Source organism: Myxococcales bacterium, from assembly GCA_016717005.1.
Taxonomy (GTDB): Bacteria; Myxococcota_A; Polyangia; order Haliangiales; family Haliangiaceae; genus UBA2376.
In genome coordinates this window covers 741,009-757,975 of record JADJUF010000039.1, presented here as the reverse complement: position 1 = coordinate 757,975, position 16,967 = coordinate 741,009, and the positions used below count along the sequence as shown (strand labels likewise).

Genomic DNA, 16,967 nt, shown 5'->3' with positions numbered 1-16,967 from the left:
CATGGATCCGGACCTGGCCGCACAGCTCCTCGACTGGGTGAAGAGCCGGTACTTCGGCAAGTACCGGGGCACCGTCGTCGACAACGACGACCAGGCGTGCAAGCGCGGGCGGCTCAAGGTCACCGTGCCCGCGGTGCTCGACACGCTCGAGGTGTGGGCGGCGCCGTGCGTGCCCTACGCCGGCGCCCAGGTCGGGCTGTTCGCGATGCCGCCGGTGGGCGCGGGCGTGTGGGTCGAGTTCGAGGGCGGCGACCCGTCGTACCCGATCTGGGTCGGGTGCTTCTGGGGCGACAACCAGGCGCCGCAGGGCGGCGACCCGAAGATCAAGATGTGGAAGACCGACGCGATCACGCTGACGCTCGACGACAACGGCGACGAGGCCCGCCTCGAGAACTCGTCGAGCGCGAGCGTCACGCTGACCGCCGACGTCGTGACCGAGGCCGGGCAGGGCAAGCACACCGTGGCCTCGAGCGCGGTCACGAGCGAGTGCGGCGGCAAGGGCAAGCTCGAGGTGCAGGTGGCCTCGGTCCGCGTCAACAGCGGCACGTTCGAGGTGACCTGATGCGCGAGATCTTCCACAGCATCCGCTTCCCGGTCGCGGTCGACCGCGGCCTGGGCAAGCTGTCCGACGAGGATCGCTACGCCGGCCACGTCGATCAGCTCATCCGCCAGGTGCTGCTCACCAACCCCGGCGAGCGCATCAACATGCCCGAGTTCGGGTGCGGCCTGCGGCGCATGGTGTTCGCGCCCAACAACCCGGCGGCGGCGAACCTGCTCAAGGTCACGATCCTGCAGGCGCTCGATCAGTGGCTGGGCACGGTGGTGAAGGTCGAGGACGCCGAGGTCGGGGCGATCGAGGAGACGCTGACGGTCAAGCTGCGCTACGTGCTGCTGGCCCGCCAGGAGCGCCGCTACCTCAACCTGGAGGTCGCGCTGTAATGGCCCCGCTCGATCGCAAGAACGCGCTCTACGCGCAGGCCGCGGTCACCGGCATCGACTTCGTCGCGGTGCACGCGTCGCAGGTCACGCTCGACGTGTTCCTGTTCCACGATCCGTCGGCGCTGACGCCGCCGCTGGTGGTGACCGCCGCCGACGTGGTGATCACCGGCGAGGACGAGCCGTCGATCCCGGTGCTCGGCGTGGTCGCGGTGCCGGGCGTCGACGGGCGCGAGGTGCTGCGGGTGACGGTCGCGCGGCCGGGCGGGTTCGGGCGCTCCTGGCTCGAGCTGCGGGGCGCGCAGATCGACCTCTACTACCGTCGGATCGAGATCGACTGGAAGGCGACGTGCCCGCGCGACGTCGACTGCGCGCCGCCACCGCACGCGTGCCCGCCGCCGGCCGCCGACGACGTGACGATCGATCCTGCGGCGCGCGACTACCGCAGCCTGCGCCAGGCGCTGCTCGAGTTCGCGAGCCTGCGCCACCCGACCTGGAAGGACCGGCTCGAGGCCGACGTCGGCGTGATGATGGTCGAGGTCATCGCGGCGATGGGCGACGAGCTGGCCTACTACCAGGATCGCGTCGCGCGCGAGACCCAGTTCGGCAGCGCCAGCCAGCGTCGGTCGGTGCGGCGCCATGTCCGCCTGGTCGACTACGACCTGCACGACGGCCTGGGCGCCGCCGGCTGGCTGGCGGTGACCGTCGCCGACACGCTCGACGATCCGCCGCTGGGCTGGCGGCAGGTGCCGGCCGGCATGCCGGTGTGGGCGTGCGGCGACGGCGTCGCGATCGGCTTCGAGGTCGGCACGCTCGACCTCGCGCTGGCGGGCGCGACCTACCGGGTCCACGACAAGCGCAACAAGCTCGCGGCCCACGTCTGGGACGGCGACGAGCCGGATCCGCACGCGCCGCATCGGCCGATCCCCGGCGGGTGCCTGCCGGTCGGGGCCACGGAGGTGTTCGTGCCCGGCGACCGCGCGAGCCTGTTCGCGCCGGGCGAGCGGGTCTTCCTGGTGACCGAGCCGCCGGCGACCGAGCGCGACGTCCCCGAGCGACGGCTGCTGGTCACGTTGCGCGCGGTCGAGGCCCTGGCCGATCCGCTCGGCGCCGCGCTCGGCGCCGAGGCGGTGGTCACGCGCCTGACCTGGGACGAGCCGACGCCGTTCGAGCTCGATCTCGCGTGGCTGTCGGTGCTGGGCAACGCGGTGCCGGTCACGGCCGGCGTCACCCGCCGCACGACGTACTCGCTCGGCGGCAACCTGACCGGGTTCCCGCAGGCGGTCGAGCGCGTCGGCGCCGATCGATCGGTGACGTTCCTGCACACGTTGCCGGCCCGGGGCCCGGCGCCAGCCTCGGTGGTCCCGACTGACGCGATCTGGCCGCACGTCGAGGACCAGGAGCTGGTGCGGCTCGGGCCCGCGCCGCGGTCGGCGGCGCCCGAGGTCGCGGTCCACGAGGTGGCCGCGCCGGCGGCGCTCGCGCTGGGCCAGCGCTGGGACTACCGGCCGACGTTGATCGGGACCAACAGCTCGACGCCCCAGGACCGGCACTTCACGCTCGACGACGGCACCTGGGACCGGGCGATCGGCTTCCAGCGCGCGGGCGGCGAGTTCGTCCACCACGACTACCTGACGGGCGCCGGCGCCACCGTGCGCTTCGGCGACGGCGAGTTCGGCCAGGTGCCGGCCAAGGGCAACCCGGCGGTCGGGCAGGAGCGATACGTCCGTGCGACCTACCGGCTCGGCAACGGCGCCCGCGGCAACCTGCCCGGCGGCGCGCTGCGCTTCGCCGACCCCGACGCCGGGGCCGCGTGGACCGCGTTCGACCCGTCGCTCGGCTTCGTGGTCGAGGTGACCAACCCGCTGCCGACCAGCGGCGGCGTTGACGCCGAGACGATCGCGCAGGCCAAGCGCGACGCGCCCGACGAGTTCCGAGCGGTGACCTACCGCGCGGTGCGGCCCGCGGACTTCGACGAGGCGGCCGCGCGGCTCCCGTGGGTGCAGCAGGCCGGCACCCAGTTCCGGTGGACCGGGAGCTGGTCGACCGCGTTCACGACCGCGGATCCGCGCGGCGACAGCGAGCTGCCGGACGACCGACGGCGCGCGCTGGGGCAGCACCTGGATCGCTTCCGCATGACCGGGCGCGAGCTGCACGTGCGCGCGCCGCGCTACGCCGATCTCGATCTGGTGATCACGCTGTGCGTCGAGCCCTACGCGTACCCCGGCCAGGTGGTCGTCGCGGTGATGCGGGCGCTGCTGGGCACCCGCGGGGTCCGTCCGGTGCGCGGGTTCTTCGATCCCGACCGCTTCACGTTCGGGACGCCGCTCGACCGCAGCGAGCTCGAGGCGTGGATCCAGGGCGTGCCGGGCGTGCGCGCCGTGAAGCAGCTCGAGCTGGCCCGGCGCGGCTGGTTCGAGGCGCGGCCGTTCGCCGAGCCGTACTACCAGCCCGGCGCCGACGAGGTGATCCGCGTGCTCGGCGATCCCCGTCACCCCGACCGCGGCACCGTCCGCATCGAACCGGAGGGAGGCGCATGACCTGTCCGTGCGATCAGCCGACCGCGCCGGCGGCGCTCGACATCGCGCCCGGCCTGACCGACCTGCCGCGCCAGCTGGCGTCGTTCGTCGAGCTGCGCGCCGCGATGCTCGACCGCGCGCGCTGGCAGGCGGCGCTGGCCGAGTGGCGGGCGCGGGCCCCCGACGACTACGGCGTGATGTGGCTCGAGATGGCGGCGTACGTCGGGGAGCTGCTGTCGCTCTACGACAAGGCCATCGCTGACGAGTCGTACGTGCGCACCGCCAAGCTGCGGCCGTCGCTGCGGCGGCTGCTGGGCGTGCTCGGCTACGTGCCGCGGCCCGCGGTCGCGGCCGAGGTCGAGCTGGCGCTGGTCGCCGACGGCGCGCGGCCGGTGACGCTGCCGGCCGGCACCGGGTTCCGCTCGGGCGCCTTCGACGGTCAGCCGCCGCAGGTGTTCGAGCTGCTCGCGCCGGTGACGATCCATCCGGCGCTCAACCGGTGGGCCGTGACCACGCCGGCCGCGACCGTGCTCACCGGGTCGGTGACCGAGCTGCTGCTCGCCCCGGCGACCGCGCGGGTCGCGGTCGGCGACGTCGTGCTGGTCGAGCTGTCGACCGCCGCCAGCGACGCCCACGTGCGGACGGTGGCCGCGGTCAAGCGGGTCGTCGATCGGGTCGGTCGGCGCGTCGTCGAGGTCACCCTCGATCGCGCCGTCGACGCGGGCGCGGGCAAGCCGATCAGCGGTGTGCGGCTGCGCAAGGCGACCCGCAGCGCGTCGCTCAAGTCGCCGTCCGCGGTCGGGGCCGACCTGCCGTCGTTCGGCGCGGCGCCGCAGACCTACTTCTACCTCGACGGCGTCTACCGCGAGGCCCGCGTCGCCGAGCGGTGCCTCGCCACCTACCAGGGCGAGACTCGCTGGCTCACGATCACCGCGCGCAGCGATCAGCAACTCACGTTGGTGCCGGCGTCGTCGACCAGCGACCTGGCGATCGCGATGGACGGCGGCAGCGTCACCGTGCCGGGCGAGACCCTCGCGGTGCCGACGCAGACCATCACGGTGGCGCCGCCGCCGGTGGCGTTCACGCCGCCGCCGATCACGGTCGGCGGCCAGACCGTCCCCGTTCCCAAGGTGAGCCTGGGCATCGATCCGTTCCCGGCGATCGACCTCCCCCCGAGCTCGACCTACACGTTCCCGATCGTGCCGCCGGTCTTCGGACACGTGACGACGCCGCCATCCGTCTTCACCGGACCGCCGCAGACGTTCCCGGTCCCGCTGCAGAGCGTGCCGGTGCCGCCGCTGTCCGTTCCGGTTCCGGTGCCCCCCGTCCAGGCTCCCGATCGCGTCTACCCGGTGCCGCTGCAGACCTCGGTGGTCCCGGGGCAGGACCTCCCGGCGATCACGTCCCTGCACACGGTGATCACGACCGCCGACGATCTCGACGGCGCCGACCGCAAGGCGTCGCCGAGCAGCGCGACGTGGGGCGGCAGCGCCGCGCCGGACGGCTTCACGATCGGGCTCGGCCTGGCCTCGGCTGGCACCGTGCTCGGGGCGTCGCTGCGCTGGCTCGAGCCGCAAGATCCGCTCGATCTCATCGGCGCGCGCGCGCCGGTCAACTCGACGCCGACCACCGGCCGCGTGGCGTTCAAGGACGCCGAGCAGCGCACGGCGGCCGTGTCGGCCGGCGTCGACCTCGAGGCCGGGGCGATCGCGCTCGTCGCCGACGAGTCGTGGTCGCCGGGCCTGGCCACGCCGGTCGCGGCGTACGGCAACGTCGTCACCGCGGTCCGCGGCGAGACCGTCGCCGGCGAGGTGCTCGGCTCCGGCGACGCGGCGGCGGCGATGCAGCGCTGGAAGCTGGCCAAGGCGCCGCTGACCTACCAGGCGGTGGCGGGCGCCGGCGACGCGGCCGGCGTCGCGTCGAGCCTGCGGGTGTGGGTCGACGGCCTCGCCTGGACCGAGGTGCCCAGCTTCTACGGCCAGGGCCCCGAGGCGCAGGTCTACGTCGTGCGCCAGGACGATCGCGGCGACAGCTGGGTGACGTTCGGCGACGGCGTGCGCGGCGCGCGGCTGCCGTCGGGCGGCGGCAACGTGGTCGCGTCGTACCGGTTCGGGGCCGGCGCCAAGAGCCCGCCCGCCGGCTCGGTGAGCCAGCTCGCGCGCCCGACGCCGGGGCTGGCCTCGGTCGGGGCCGCGCTGGCGCCCGGCGGTGGCGCCGACGCCGAGCCCGCCGAGTCGCTGCGCGAGCTGGCGCCGCGATCGGCGCTGTTGCTCGGGCGCGCCATCTCGATCGACGACATGGAGGTGGCCGCGCGGCTGGCGCCGGGCGTGACGACCGCCCGGGCCGACTGGGCGTGGGACGGCGTGCGCCAGCGGCCGGTCGTGAAGGTGTGGATCCTCGGCGGCGAGGGCGTGCGCGCGGCGGTCGAGGACCGCCTGCACGCGCTGTCGGACCCCGACACGCCGATCGCGGTCGCCGACGCGACGCCGGTGGTCGCGACCCTCGCGATCGATCTCGAGCTCGACCCGCGCCAGGTCGCGACCGCCGTGCTCGCGACCGCGACCGCGGCGCTGTTCGGCGACGGCGGCTGGCTGACGCCGGCGGTGCTGGGCATCGACCGGCCGCTGCTGCGCAGCCCGCTGCTCGCCGCGCTGCTGTCGCTGCCGGGCGTGACCGGCGTGCGGGGTCTGACCTGGAACGGCGCCGCGTTCCTCGACTACGGCGTGGCGCCCGGCCCCGGCGCGTACTTCGACCTCGCCGCGTCCGCGGCGGTGACGGGGAGCTGACCATGGCCGACACGCCGATCGCGGACGATCAGTTCGAGCGCTACTACATCGAGAAGCTGTGGGCGTGGATCCCGTCGCTGTACCGGCACGAGGACGGCATCGCCGAACGCCCCGGCACGCTGCGGGCCCTGGTCGAGCTGATCGGCGAGCAGGTGGCCGTGCTCCGCCGCAGCCACGACCGGCTCTGGGACGACGCCTTCATCGATCTGTGCGACGACTGGGCGGTCCCGTACCTGGGCGACCTCGTCGGCACCCGGCTGGTGTCCGCGCTCAACCGGCGGGCGCGGCGGGTCGACGTCGCCAAGACGATCTACTACCGCCGCCGCAAGGGCACGCCACGGGTGCTCGAGGAGCTGATCGCCGACATCACCGGCTGGGACGGGAAGGTCGTCGAGAGCTTCCGCGGCCTGGCCCGCGCGGTCCACCACCTCGATCCGCCGCTGGCCGAGCGGCTCGAGCCGGCGCGCGGCTGGGCCGACCTGCGCCACCCGCGGCTGGCCGAGCGCGCCGGCGGGCCCTGGGACGGGTTCGCCCACACCCCCGACCTGCGCCGCCCGCGCGGGCACGACGGGCGCTGGAACATCCCGCGGGTCAGCTTCCACCTGTTCCGCCTGGCGGCGTACCGGATCACCGACGTCATCCCGCACGTCCGGGCCGATGGCGTGACGTTCACGTTCGATCCCTCGGGCCGCGACACGCAGCTGTTCATGCCCCGCCACCGCGACGCCACCTACGCCTGGGACGACTGGCGCAGCGCGCAGCCGTGGGAGGTGCCAGCGCCGATGGCGTGCCGGGTGCTCGGCCACGCCGAGTACGTGATCGACGCGGCGGTGGTCGCGGCGATGGCGGCGCACGGCACCGCCGCGGCGGCGGTCGCCGAGCTGGCCGCGGCGATCGGCGCGCGCTTCGTCACCGAGGACGCGCTCCACGACTTCCTCGCCGTCGCGGTCAACGCGGCGACGTTGCTGGCGCCGGGCAACTACGACGAGCTGCGCGCGGTCGCGCTGATCGACGACTGCGGCAAGCGCGCGCTGTGGGGGGACGCCGTCGACGTGCGGACCCCGGCGGCGATCGCCCGGGCGCGGGTCAGCGCGGCCAACCTGGCGGGCTTCACCGCCACCGCGGCGTTCGTCGACCTGCTGGTCGATCCGGTGCGCGGCCGCGGCAAGCTGCTCGCGGCGCCAGCCGATCCTGACGACGTCCGCGTGGCGTACGCCTACGGCCTCGGCGGGGCCATCGGCGCTGGCACCTACGATCGTCGCGCCACGGTGATCGACGCGCCCGAGCGGGTGGTCGTCGCGGCGACCGGCGCCGCCGGCACGATCGTCGCCGCCGACTTCCCGACGGACCTCGCGACCGGGAACCTGGTCGGCGCGACCGAGCTCCCCGACAGCGGCACCTACGACGTCACCGCGGACGCGGTCGACGTCGAGCGCCTGATCGTCCAGGCCGCCAACTTCACCCGCCCCTACCTGCGCCTGGCCGGCGACTGGACGCTGACCGCAGCGGCGGGGCTCGAGGCCACGCTGGCCCTCGACGGCCTGTGGCTGGGCGCGCGGGCGCCGGCGGCGATCGTGCTGGCCGGGGCCTGGAGCCGGGTCGAGCTGCGCGGGGTGACGCTCGATCCCGGCGGCGTCGACGTCGACGGCGCGACCCTGCACCCGGTGACGATCCGGGTCGAGGGACAGATCGACCTGCTGGTCATCGACCACAGCATCGTCGCCGCGGTCGCCACCGTCGGCGCCGGCGTGATCGACACGATCGTCGTCACCGACGCCATCGTCGACGCCCAGCGGGTCGCCGGCGGCACCGCGATCGCCTTGACGCCGGGCACGGTGACCCTGGCGCGCGTGACCGTGCTCGGCGCGGTCGACGTCGAGCGCCTCGAGGCGACCGAGGCGCTGATCACCGGGCTGGTCGACGTGACCGACACCCAGGCCGGCTGCTTCCGCTTCTCGGCCGCGCCCGCCGGCAGCCGGTTGCCCCATCCGTTCCGAGCGACCACGTGGGACGGCGGCCCGGTGTTCTCGTCGCTGCGCTTCGGCGATCCCGGCTACGCCTGGCTGGCCGAGTCCGCGCCCGACGCGGTGCGCCGCGGCGCCGAGAACGGCAGCGAGCTGGGGGCGTGGAGCGCCTCGCTCAACCCGATCAAGGAGGACAGCCTGGCGCGCAAGGTCGAAGAGTACCTGCCGTTCGGGCTGGCCCCGATGTTCATCCGCGAGACCTGAAGGAACCGAACCATGGCGACCGAAGAGAAGAGCCGCGACGCATTCGACCCGACCAAGCGCTACGCCAGCGTCGGCATGCAGCTCGGCCGGGTGCTGGTCGACGACGACTGGAACGAGGCCGAGCGGATCCACCTCGAGGACGACCGCCGGGTCCAGCTCGACGTGATCGGCCCGGTCGGCAGCCCCGACGATGGCTTCGCGATCGACCACGGCCACCTGACCGGCGGCCGCTGCGACTTCGACATCGGCGCGGGCACGCTCTACCTCGGCGGGCTGCGCCTGTGGAACCCGACGCCCACGACCTTCGCGCTGCAGGGCGACTGGCTGGGCCAGGCCGTCGCCGACCGGCCGACGCTGGCGGTCGATCGCACCGATCTGGTGTACGTCGAGGCCTGGCAGCAGCCGGTGACCGCGGTCGAGGACAGCGAGCTGTTCGAGGTCGCGCTGGGCGGCCCCGACACCTCGACCCGGCTGCGCACGATGTGGCGCGTGCGGGTCGCGCCTGGCGCGGCCGGCGCCGACTGCCCGGCCGCGTGGAAGGCGCTCGTCGACGGCTGGGCCGCCGCCGGCGCCGGCGTGGTCGACGCCACCGGCGAGCGCACGGTCGACGCCGCGCTCACGGTCACCTACACGGCCGGCGCCGTCGGCGATCTGTGCGCGCCGGCGATCGCGGCCGGCTTCCTGGGCGCCGAGAACCAGACCATCCGGGTGCAGCTCGTCGACGCGACCCACCTGACCTGGGGCTACGACAACGGTGCGCCGCTGTACCGCGCGACGATCGGCGCCGATCGCCGCACGATCACGCTGGCCACCGATCCGCGCGACCAGGCGCACTGGCCGTCCGCCGGGCAGGTGGTCGAGGTCCTGCCGTGGAGCGCGGTCCTGTCCAACGGCGAGAAGCTCGCCGACGAGACCGGCCACCTCGCGCGGGTGACGACCGGGTACGACCCTGGCGCGCACGCGTTCGTGCTCGACGCGCTGACGCCGCTGCCGGCCGGGTTCGAGACGGCGTGGAGCGGGCGCGCCGACGCGGCCGCGCTCGCGCCCGGCTTCGTGTTCGTGCGGGTGTGGAACCGCGGCGATGACCACGCGTCGGCGCCCGCGATCCCGTTCGTGGTCGGCACGCCGCTGGCGCTGGGCACGACCGGCCTGCAGGTCGAGATCACCGGGGTCCACCGCGCGCGCGGCGATCACTGGATCATCGCGGCGCGGCCCAAGACGCCCGACCAGGTCGTGCCGTGGGCCCTCGAGGACGGGCGCCTCGCCCACGGCACCCGTCGGTTCTTCGCGCCGCTGGCGCTGGTGCGCTGGCGCGCCGACGGCAGCTTCGACCGGCTCCACGACTGCCGGCCGCACTTCCTGCCGCTGACGCGCCTGCGCGGGTGCTGCACGCACACCGTCGGCGACGAGGTGTCGAGCTTCGGTCGGTTCACGTCGATCCAGGCCGCGATCGACGCGCTGCCCGAGGCCGGCGGCAAGGTCTGCGTCCTGCCCGGCACCTACGTCGAGACCGTCACGATCGTCGGGCGCGCGCACGTCACGATCGAGGGCTGCGGCGCCCGGACCCGGTGGCGCCCCGACGAGGGCAAGCCGTGGACGCTGCTGGTCGTCGGCGGGCACGATCTGATCGTGCGCGACCTCCTGATCGACGCCGGCGAGGCGTTCGGCATCGTCCTGTTCGACGCCGCCAAGGGCGCCAACGTCGGCTCCATGGCCGACGCCGCCTGGTCCGGCTTCGAGCGGCGCCTGGCCCGGGTCCGGCTCGAGGAGCTGCGGATCGAGGTCCTGGGCCGGAGCGCGATCGCCGCGATCGGCGGCGTCGACGTCACGATCCGCGGCTGCGAGCTCCTGGCCGGGCCGCTGGCCAAGGTCATCGACGGCAGCTCGGACCTCGGCCGGTGGCCGACGATCCTGTCGTTCGCGGACGACGTGGCCATCCTCGACAACCGGGTGCTGGCGCGGGTCGAGGACACGACCGTGCCCGGGGCCGTGAACGCGGCCGGCCAGGTCACCTACACCCGCACCGCGCTCGGCGGCGTCCAGCTCGGCGGCGGCACCGAGCGCGCGCAGGTCCGCAGGAACCACGTCGAGGGCGGCAACGGCGACGGCATCACGCTCGGGTCCTGGGCCTGGGTGCGCCGCAAGGTCCGCGACGACGGCGCGTGGTCCGACTGGGCCGACGACTGGAGCTGGCTGGCCGGGATCAGCATCACGATCAACGAGGCCGGCTGCATCGAGATCGACTGGGATCCGCCGCCGCCCGACGACGACGGCGACGAGTGGGTGCCGGTGTCGATGGGCGACCTCTACGACGTCCGCATCACCGACAACGACATCACGCGCATGGGCCGGGCCGGCGTCGGCGTGGTCCGGTTCTTCGACCTGGCCGGCGTCGACGAGATCGTCGGGGTCCACGGCCTCGAGCTCAGCCGCAACCGGATCCACGGCTGCGTGCGCCTGGCGGTGCCGGCCGTGCCGCTGGCGATGCGCGACGTGTCGGCGGCCGGCGCGATCGTGCTGGCCGACGTCGACGAGCTGACCGTGCGCGACAACGACGTCGTCGGCAACGGGCGCCGCCACACCGAGCCGATCTGCGGCGTGTTCGCGCTGCGCTCGTCCGGGGTGGTGATCGAGCGCAACCGCATCATCGACAACGCGCCGTTCGCCGCGACCGAGGAGCCGATCCGGCCGGGCTGGCGCGGCGGCGTGGTGCTGTACCGGGCGCTGCCCCCGGCGGTGACGCTCGACGTCGGCCTGAAGCAGCCGCTCTTGCGCCAGGACGGCCAGCCGTCGGCCCGCATCGCCGACAACGTGATCGTCGTCCCCAGCGGCCGCGCGATCCTGGCGCTGGCGGTGGGCCAGGTGGCGATCGTCGACAACCACCTGACCGTGCGCGGGGCCGCCCGGGCCGACGTCGGTCAGATCTTCGGCGGCCAGCTCGGCGAGGACGTCCTCGTCAACGCCGAGGCGATCGCGGCCAACCAGGGCACGGCGCTGCAGACCCTGCTCGACTTCATCGGCGGGGTCGCGGTCCTGGTGGTCGATCTCGGCATGAGCAACGAGCTGTTCGGGCTGCAGATCTTCTCGTACCTGGGCGCCAAGGACGTCGAGCCCGGCGGCGATGGCCTCGACGCCCAGCCGCCGATCGCCGCGAGCGGCCAGATCCTGTTCGACGACAACGTGGTCGGGGTCGACCTGCTCGGCCCGCCGCTCAACACCGTCCTGTCAGCGGTGGCGCTGATCTCGCTCGATGACGTCGGGATCGCCGACAACCAGATCGAGATCGATCGGGCCTACGACCGCGTGCTGGCGACGGTGATCGCCTTCGGGCTGACGACCCGGATGACCGGCAATCGGGTCAAGGAGGCGATCCTGCCCGGCACCGCCGCGGCCGTGCTCGGGCAGCTGTTCGGGGTCTCGGCGCTGACCGTGGGCCTGTTCATGAACAACACCTCGGCCAACCAGACCACGCGCTGCTTGACCATCGCCGGCGCGCGCAAGATCGACGCCCCCAACCAGGTGTTCCTGTCGTTCTTCAGCAAGTCGGCGTGCGAGGGCGCGGCCGACTCCCAGCGCGTCGTGGCGCCCTTCCTGTACCAGCGGAAAGACTGAACGGAGCCGGCCATGTGGAAACTCACCAAGCTCGAGCAGAACGTGCCCGACGGCGGCGGCGGCGGCGGGACCACCGGCGAGGGGCCGGTCACCCCGCGGTCGGGCAAGACCGCCGTCGTCACCGCGGCGGCCTTCGCCGGGGCCGAGCTGGCGCTGCGCGCCGTGGCCGGTCGCGCCGCCACCGTCGAGCGCACGCGCGCCGGCCAGGCCGCGCGCGAGGCCGGTCGGCTCACCGCCAAGCACGGCGCGACGTCGGCGCCCGCGACCGCCGCCGCGGCCCGCGCCACGGCCCGGCGGGTCGAGGCCTCGTACGCCAAGGTCGCGGCGGCCCGGGCCGAGGTGCCGATCGTGACGGCCGCGGCCGACGCCGCGGTGTTCCACGGTCGGGTCGTCGATGGCAAGCACGACGGCGTGGCCGGGGTCGACGTCGAGGTCCGGGTCGACGCGCGCACCGTCGTCAAGACCACCACCGATCGGGACGGCTACTACCGCGTCGACGTGCCGGTCGCGGCCGCCGCACCCCCGGGGCGCATCCCGATCGTCGGCGCGCGCCCGAGCGCGGCGCGCCTGATCGCCGCCCGCGGTAGTCGATCGCTGACCCGCGACGGCGTCGAGCTGACCGTCGCGGCTGGCCGGGTCGCGTACCGCGAGCTGGTGGTCGACGACGATGGCCCGGTGCGGTGATGCTCCCCGACGCCGCGCGGGTCGGTCGGCCGCCGAGCGATGGCGTCGCTTGTGCCTGCCCGCACATCTCGACGACGAACTCCGGAGCATCATGACGCCCATGACGCGCAGTACTCTCGCGGTGCTGACCACCGTCGTGCTCGGCTGCAACGGCCACCGCAGCACGACGCCGTCGCCATCCCCCGGACGCGATGCGGGCGGCGATGCCGCGATCGACACCGGCGCGACGGTCGATGCGCCGATGACGTGGACGCCAACCGATCGCCGCCCCGACGACCACGAGTTCGTGGCGTTCCCGTACCTCGATCGGCTCGTCGACGACGGCGTACCCTGCGCGGACACGTTCGCCCTGGCTCCCCACGACGAGCGGATCGGTGAGAGCCCGCACGGTTCGATCGCCTTCCGGATCGGCGCGTTCCACCGCGGGTGCTTCTCGCGCAACCTGTTCAAGGGCTATCTCCTCGACCATCGGCCCGCGCTGGTCGCGTGCTTCCACGCCGCGACACCGGGCGTGGCCGGCGCCGCCACAATCCGCACGTACTGGGTACCCCCCGATCGGTACGACGAAGCGCCGCGTCTCCTCGCGCGCGTCGAGGTCCTTCATGCCCGCGGGGCCCGCGACTTCGACGTCGGCGTACTGCAGCAGTGCCTGCAACACGCCCTCGGAGATTTCCGCGAGCTGAGCAGCGATCCCGCGCTGCCCGCCGAGCTCGACCTCGCCCTGGTGTTCATCGAGCCTCCCGGCCCCGCCGCGATTGGGGGTGGCTCGTGACCCACGGTGCGCTCCTGGGACTGATCGCCACGGTGTGGGCCTGCGCGGCGCTGGTCGTAGCCGCCGCGTGCGGCAGCAGCGGTGGCGGCGCAGGCCGCGGACCGCGCCTCGATCCGGCTGTGCTGCCGAGCGAGCTGCGCGGCCTGGTGCCCGGCGTCAGTGGCGAACGCGAGGTCATGGCGGCTTGGCCGGACGCCAAGGTGATCCGTGACCGCGCCTTCGGTGGATCGGGCACCGCCGCCCGCCAGGGATGGCCCGCGATCGTCGTCGAGCACGCCGCCAGCCGCGCCCACGTCGACCTGATCGAGCGCGACGGCGCGGTGCGCATCGTCCGCCTCAGAGTGCCGGTCGCCCGCGCGTGCGCCGAGGTCTTCGCCGCGTTCGGGACCGGCCTGCGCCCGGGGCCGTGCGGCAACCGCGTCCCCGACGACGGCGAGCACGTCGCCTGCACCGCGACGCCCGACAGCAAGCACGCCGTCGCCGTCACCTGCCGCGACGCGGGGATGCTCGACCTCCTGGTCGCGTACCCTCTGGGCCACTATGGCGACTGATCTGATGTCTCGCGACGCGGGGCCGCCACTGTCGGCGGTCGGCCCGATCGTGGTCGACGTGCTGTTGGGCTTCCCGGCCGCGCCCGACCCGTGGTGGCGCGCCGCGTCCGCGCGCCCGACCGGTCAGGTCAGGTCGTAGGTCACGACGATGTCGATCGTCAGCGGCTGCAGGTCGCCGCCGAGCGCGGCGGCGCCGGCGCCGCTCGACGGGAAGTACTCGTTGGAGAACAGGAAGCTCTGGTTGGCCTCGGCGACGGCGGTGACGGCGCCGAGCCGGACGCCGAGCGCGGCGGCGGTCTCCTGCGCCTTGGCCCGGGCGGCGGCGATGGCCTTGGCGCGGACGTCCTTCTTGAGCGCCTCGAGATCGGAGCGCCGGAACCGGCTGCTCATCTCGGTCGCGCCCGCGTCCGCGGCGGTCTCCATCAGCGGCGCGATCTGGTCGAAGGCGCGCGTGGTCGCGGTGATCGTGGTGTGGGCGCGGTAGCCGCGCAGCACGCTGCGGCCGGCGGTGTAGTCGTAGACCGGGTCGACGCCGAGGTGCGCCAGCGTGACGTCGGCGTCGGCGAGGCCGAGCTGCTTGAGCGCGGCGACGAGCGCGGTCTGGCGCTCGCGCACCTGGGCGATCGCGTCGCGGGCGTCGGGCGCCTCGCGGCTGATCGTCAACGTCAGATCGGCGCAGTCGGGGCTGACGCCGATGGTGGCGGTGCCGGTGGCGGTGAGCCCGGCGGCGCGATCGCCGGAGCCGGCGCGGACGACGACGCTGGGCGCCGGGTGGTTGCAGGCGGTGGCCGCCAGCGGCAGCAGGGCGAGGGAGAAGGCGAGGGCGAGGGCGCGGGTGCGGGTCACGGGTGTCTCCTTGGGGTTCACCCGGACAACGAGCCGCGCGCCCGATCGGCGCACAGAAATTCGCGGGCCACGTCAAGGCTGGCGCTGCCACAGTCTGCAGGCCCGACGCGGGAGGACCGAGACGGCCGAGTGATAGGCTGCGGCCATGAGAATCGGATATTCGTGGAGCACGGTGACCGGTGACCCGTGCGACGTGTGCAAGAAGGACGTCGTCACCAAGAACAAGCGCCTGTGGCTGTTCGGCATCCCGCTCGGCAAGGGGTACACGACCGTCACGTGCGGTTGCCCCAAGGGCGGCGCGCAGCCCCCGGCGGCGACCCCGTAGGGCTCGACGGCGGCGCAACGCGGCCGCGTTCGAGGGCTTTGCCTTGGCGCCCGAGACGCCGACCTGGTCTGGATGAGACCTCGGACCTCGGAGTACCCCCTGTACCTGCCTGGGCGTGGCGACAGGCCCTCTGAAACTCAGGTCAGAGCTTGGTAACTTTTTCGGTCGTGCACCGGTCGACGCGCCGGGAGTTTCGCGTCCTGGGTGGGGGCCCTCATCGGGGCTTGCCCCCGATGGGGGAGGGTTCGGCGACGAACCCTCTGAAACTCAGAACAGAGCTTGGTAACTTTTTCGGTCGTGCACCGGTCGACGCGCCGGGAGTTTCGCGTCCTGGGTGGGGGCCCTCATCGGGGCTTGCCCCCGATGGGGGAGGGTTCGGCGACGAACCCTCTGAAACTCAGAACAGAGCTTGGTAACTTTTTCGGTCGTGCACCGGTCGACGCGCCGGGGTTTGGCGTCCTGGGTGGGGGCCCTCATCGGGGCTTGCCCCCGATGGGGGAGGGTTCGGCGACGAACCCTCTGAAACTCAGAACAGAGCTTGGTAACTTTTTCGGTCGTGCACCGGTCGACGCGCCGGGAGTTTCGCGTCCTGGGTGGGGGCCCTCATCGGGGCTTGCCCATGGGAGGACCCTTGTCAGAACAGACTTGGTAACTTTTTCGGTCGTGCGGTCGACGCGCCGGGTTTCGCGTCCTGGGTAGGGGCCCTCATCGGGGCTTGCCCCTGGGGTAAACTCAGAACAGAGCTTGGTAACTTTTCGGTCGTGCCGGTCGACGCGCCGGTTCGCGTCCTGGGTGGGGGCCCTCATCGGGGCTTGCCCTGGGGGGGCGACCCTTGGAACTCGAACAGACTTGGTAACTTTTTCGGTCGTGCCGGTCAACGCGCCGGGGTTCGCGTCTGGTGGGGGCCCTCATCGGGGTGCCCTGGGAGGTCGGCACCCTCTGAACTCAGTGGGGAGCGGGCGGGGGTGGCGGCGCGCGGCCCGTCGGGGTTGGTGCCCGCGCCGGCGTTGTGCCGATGATCCACTGCTTGCCGACCGGGATGCCGGCCTCGGTAGCCGTGATGTCGGTCGTGGCGTTGCCGTAGGCCAGGTCAGGCGGCGCCGTGGCCTCGTCGTCAGCCACCGGCCTTGGCCCACCGCGGGGATGTCGGCGTTGGAGTCGGCGGTGTGGATCGGGCCGGGCGCGAAGCCGAGCCGGGTCAGCCAGGCGCGGGTCATCGGCAGGAGCCACGCCGGCCGGCCGGTCAGGTACACGACGACGTGGCCGCGCTCGGCGTGGGCCTTGGTCAGCGCCACCGCCGACGGGTACGCGGTCGGGACGTAGCTGCCGTCGAAGAGCTGCGCGAACAGCTCGGTGTCGCTCGTCGTCATCGTGCCGTCGATGTCGGTGACCGCGACGTGGGTGCCCGCGGCACCCAAGGTGAGCGTGGTGGCTGGTCGCCGCGGGCGCGGCGGACCTCGTACTCGCCGGCGGCAGGCCGAGCTGACGGCAGCGTGGCGAGCCGTCGCCGTCGGTCCGGACCGTCGCGACCTCGACCCAGCGGGCGCAGTTGTCGAGGTAGACCGTCGCGTTCTCGTCCTCGGTCCCGCCGGCCCGTAGGCGCGACCAGCCGGGCGCCTGGGGTGCACGATCGTCTGGGCGTGGTGGCGAGGCGCCGCCAGTTGCTGGTGGTGTGGCGAACCGCCGCGCCGGGTGAACGGACGTCAGT

Annotated in this window: 12 protein-coding genes; 10 read left to right on the top strand and 2 right to left on the bottom strand. The window is 73.7% G+C overall.

Going from position 1 to position 16,967, the window contains the following annotated elements; translation table 11 throughout:
* Window position 1 precedes the first annotated feature (1 nt).
* The 9 genes from IPL61_34180 to IPL61_34140 all read left to right on the top strand — a co-directional run bounded on the left by IPL61_34180 (window position 2) and on the right by IPL61_34140 (window position 14,088).
* Window positions 2–562, top strand: coding sequence for a baseplate assembly protein (locus tag IPL61_34180; GenBank protein ID MBK9036239.1), 561 nt, complete (start codon window positions 2–4; stop codon window positions 560–562).
* A complete protein-coding gene (locus IPL61_34175) occupies window positions 562–939 on the top strand; it encodes a GPW/gp25 family protein (protein ID MBK9036238.1) in 378 nt (125 codons plus the stop codon). Before IPL61_34180 ends, IPL61_34175 begins: the two co-directional genes overlap by 1 nt.
* Window positions 939–3,476 (top strand): hypothetical protein, encoded by a 2,538-nt coding sequence (locus IPL61_34170; protein MBK9036237.1) that lies wholly within the window; start codon window positions 939–941, stop codon window positions 3,474–3,476. Before IPL61_34175 ends, IPL61_34170 begins: the two co-directional genes overlap by 1 nt.
* Window positions 3,473–6,241, top strand: coding sequence for a hypothetical protein (locus tag IPL61_34165; protein MBK9036236.1), 2,769 nt, complete (start codon window positions 3,473–3,475; stop codon window positions 6,239–6,241). The genes IPL61_34170 and IPL61_34165 overlap by 4 nt, the downstream gene beginning before the upstream one ends.
* A gap of 2 nt (window positions 6,242–6,243) precedes the next feature.
* Window positions 6,244–8,469, top strand: coding sequence for a hypothetical protein (locus tag IPL61_34160; GenBank protein MBK9036235.1), 2,226 nt, complete (start codon window positions 6,244–6,246; stop codon window positions 8,467–8,469).
* Window positions 8,470–8,481: 12 nt separating this feature from the next.
* Window positions 8,482–12,081, top strand: a complete 3,600-nt coding sequence (locus tag IPL61_34155) for a hypothetical protein (GenBank protein MBK9036234.1) — start codon at window positions 8,482–8,484, stop codon at window positions 12,079–12,081.
* A gap of 12 nt (window positions 12,082–12,093) precedes the next feature.
* Window positions 12,094–12,765 carry a hypothetical protein gene (locus IPL61_34150; GenBank protein ID MBK9036233.1) on the top strand — a complete coding sequence of 224 codons (672 nt, stop codon included), beginning with the start codon at window positions 12,094–12,096 and terminating at the stop codon, window positions 12,763–12,765.
* Window positions 12,766–12,865: 100 nt separating this feature from the next.
* Window positions 12,866–13,537 carry a hypothetical protein gene (locus tag IPL61_34145; GenBank protein MBK9036232.1) on the top strand — a complete coding sequence of 224 codons (672 nt, stop codon included), beginning with the start codon at window positions 12,866–12,868 and terminating at the stop codon, window positions 13,535–13,537.
* A 176-nt stretch (window positions 13,538–13,713) separates the two neighbouring features.
* A complete protein-coding gene (locus IPL61_34140; protein ID MBK9036231.1) occupies window positions 13,714–14,088 on the top strand; it encodes a hypothetical protein in 375 nt (124 codons plus the stop codon).
* 123 nt (window positions 14,089–14,211) lie between these two features.
* Here IPL61_34140 and IPL61_34135 read toward each other — a convergent pair whose 3' ends face one another.
* Complete coding sequence (locus IPL61_34135; GenBank protein MBK9036230.1) at window positions 14,212–14,934, bottom strand: SIMPL domain-containing protein; 723 nt, start codon at window positions 14,932–14,934, stop codon at window positions 14,212–14,214.
* A 145-nt stretch (window positions 14,935–15,079) separates the two neighbouring features.
* Here IPL61_34135 and IPL61_34130 point away from each other — a divergent pair, with 145 nt between their 5' ends.
* Window positions 15,080–15,259, top strand: a complete 180-nt coding sequence (locus IPL61_34130; GenBank protein ID MBK9036229.1) for a hypothetical protein — start codon at window positions 15,080–15,082, stop codon at window positions 15,257–15,259.
* A 945-nt stretch (window positions 15,260–16,204) separates the two neighbouring features.
* Here the strand turns inward: IPL61_34130 and IPL61_34125 are convergent.
* Window positions 16,205–16,381, bottom strand: a complete 177-nt coding sequence (locus IPL61_34125) for a hypothetical protein (GenBank protein MBK9036228.1) — start codon at window positions 16,379–16,381, stop codon at window positions 16,205–16,207.
* Between the last annotated feature and the right edge of the window lie 586 nt (window positions 16,382–16,967).

What these genes read in the sequence shown, in the direction of transcription:
- IPL61_34180 (MBK9036239.1), top strand. Translation starts at nt 2, where the DNA reads ATGGATCCGGACCTGGCCGCACAGCTCCTCGACTGGGTGAAGAGCCGG.
- IPL61_34175 (MBK9036238.1), top strand. Translation starts at nt 562, where the DNA reads ATGCGCGAGATCTTCCACAGCATCCGCTTCCCGGTCGCGGTCGACCGC.
- IPL61_34170 (MBK9036237.1), top strand. Translation starts at nt 939, where the DNA reads ATGGCCCCGCTCGATCGCAAGAACGCGCTCTACGCGCAGGCCGCGGTC.
- IPL61_34165 (MBK9036236.1), top strand. Translation starts at nt 3,473, where the DNA reads ATGACCTGTCCGTGCGATCAGCCGACCGCGCCGGCGGCGCTCGACATC.
- IPL61_34160 (MBK9036235.1), top strand. Translation starts at nt 6,244, where the DNA reads ATGGCCGACACGCCGATCGCGGACGATCAGTTCGAGCGCTACTACATC.
- IPL61_34155 (MBK9036234.1), top strand. Translation starts at nt 8,482, where the DNA reads ATGGCGACCGAAGAGAAGAGCCGCGACGCATTCGACCCGACCAAGCGC.
- IPL61_34150 (MBK9036233.1), top strand. Translation starts at nt 12,094, where the DNA reads ATGTGGAAACTCACCAAGCTCGAGCAGAACGTGCCCGACGGCGGCGGC.
- IPL61_34145 (MBK9036232.1), top strand. Translation starts at nt 12,866, where the DNA reads ATGACGCGCAGTACTCTCGCGGTGCTGACCACCGTCGTGCTCGGCTGC.
- IPL61_34140 (MBK9036231.1), top strand. Translation starts at nt 13,714, where the DNA reads ATGGCGGCTTGGCCGGACGCCAAGGTGATCCGTGACCGCGCCTTCGGT.
- IPL61_34130 (MBK9036229.1), top strand. Translation starts at nt 15,080, where the DNA reads ATGAGAATCGGATATTCGTGGAGCACGGTGACCGGTGACCCGTGCGAC.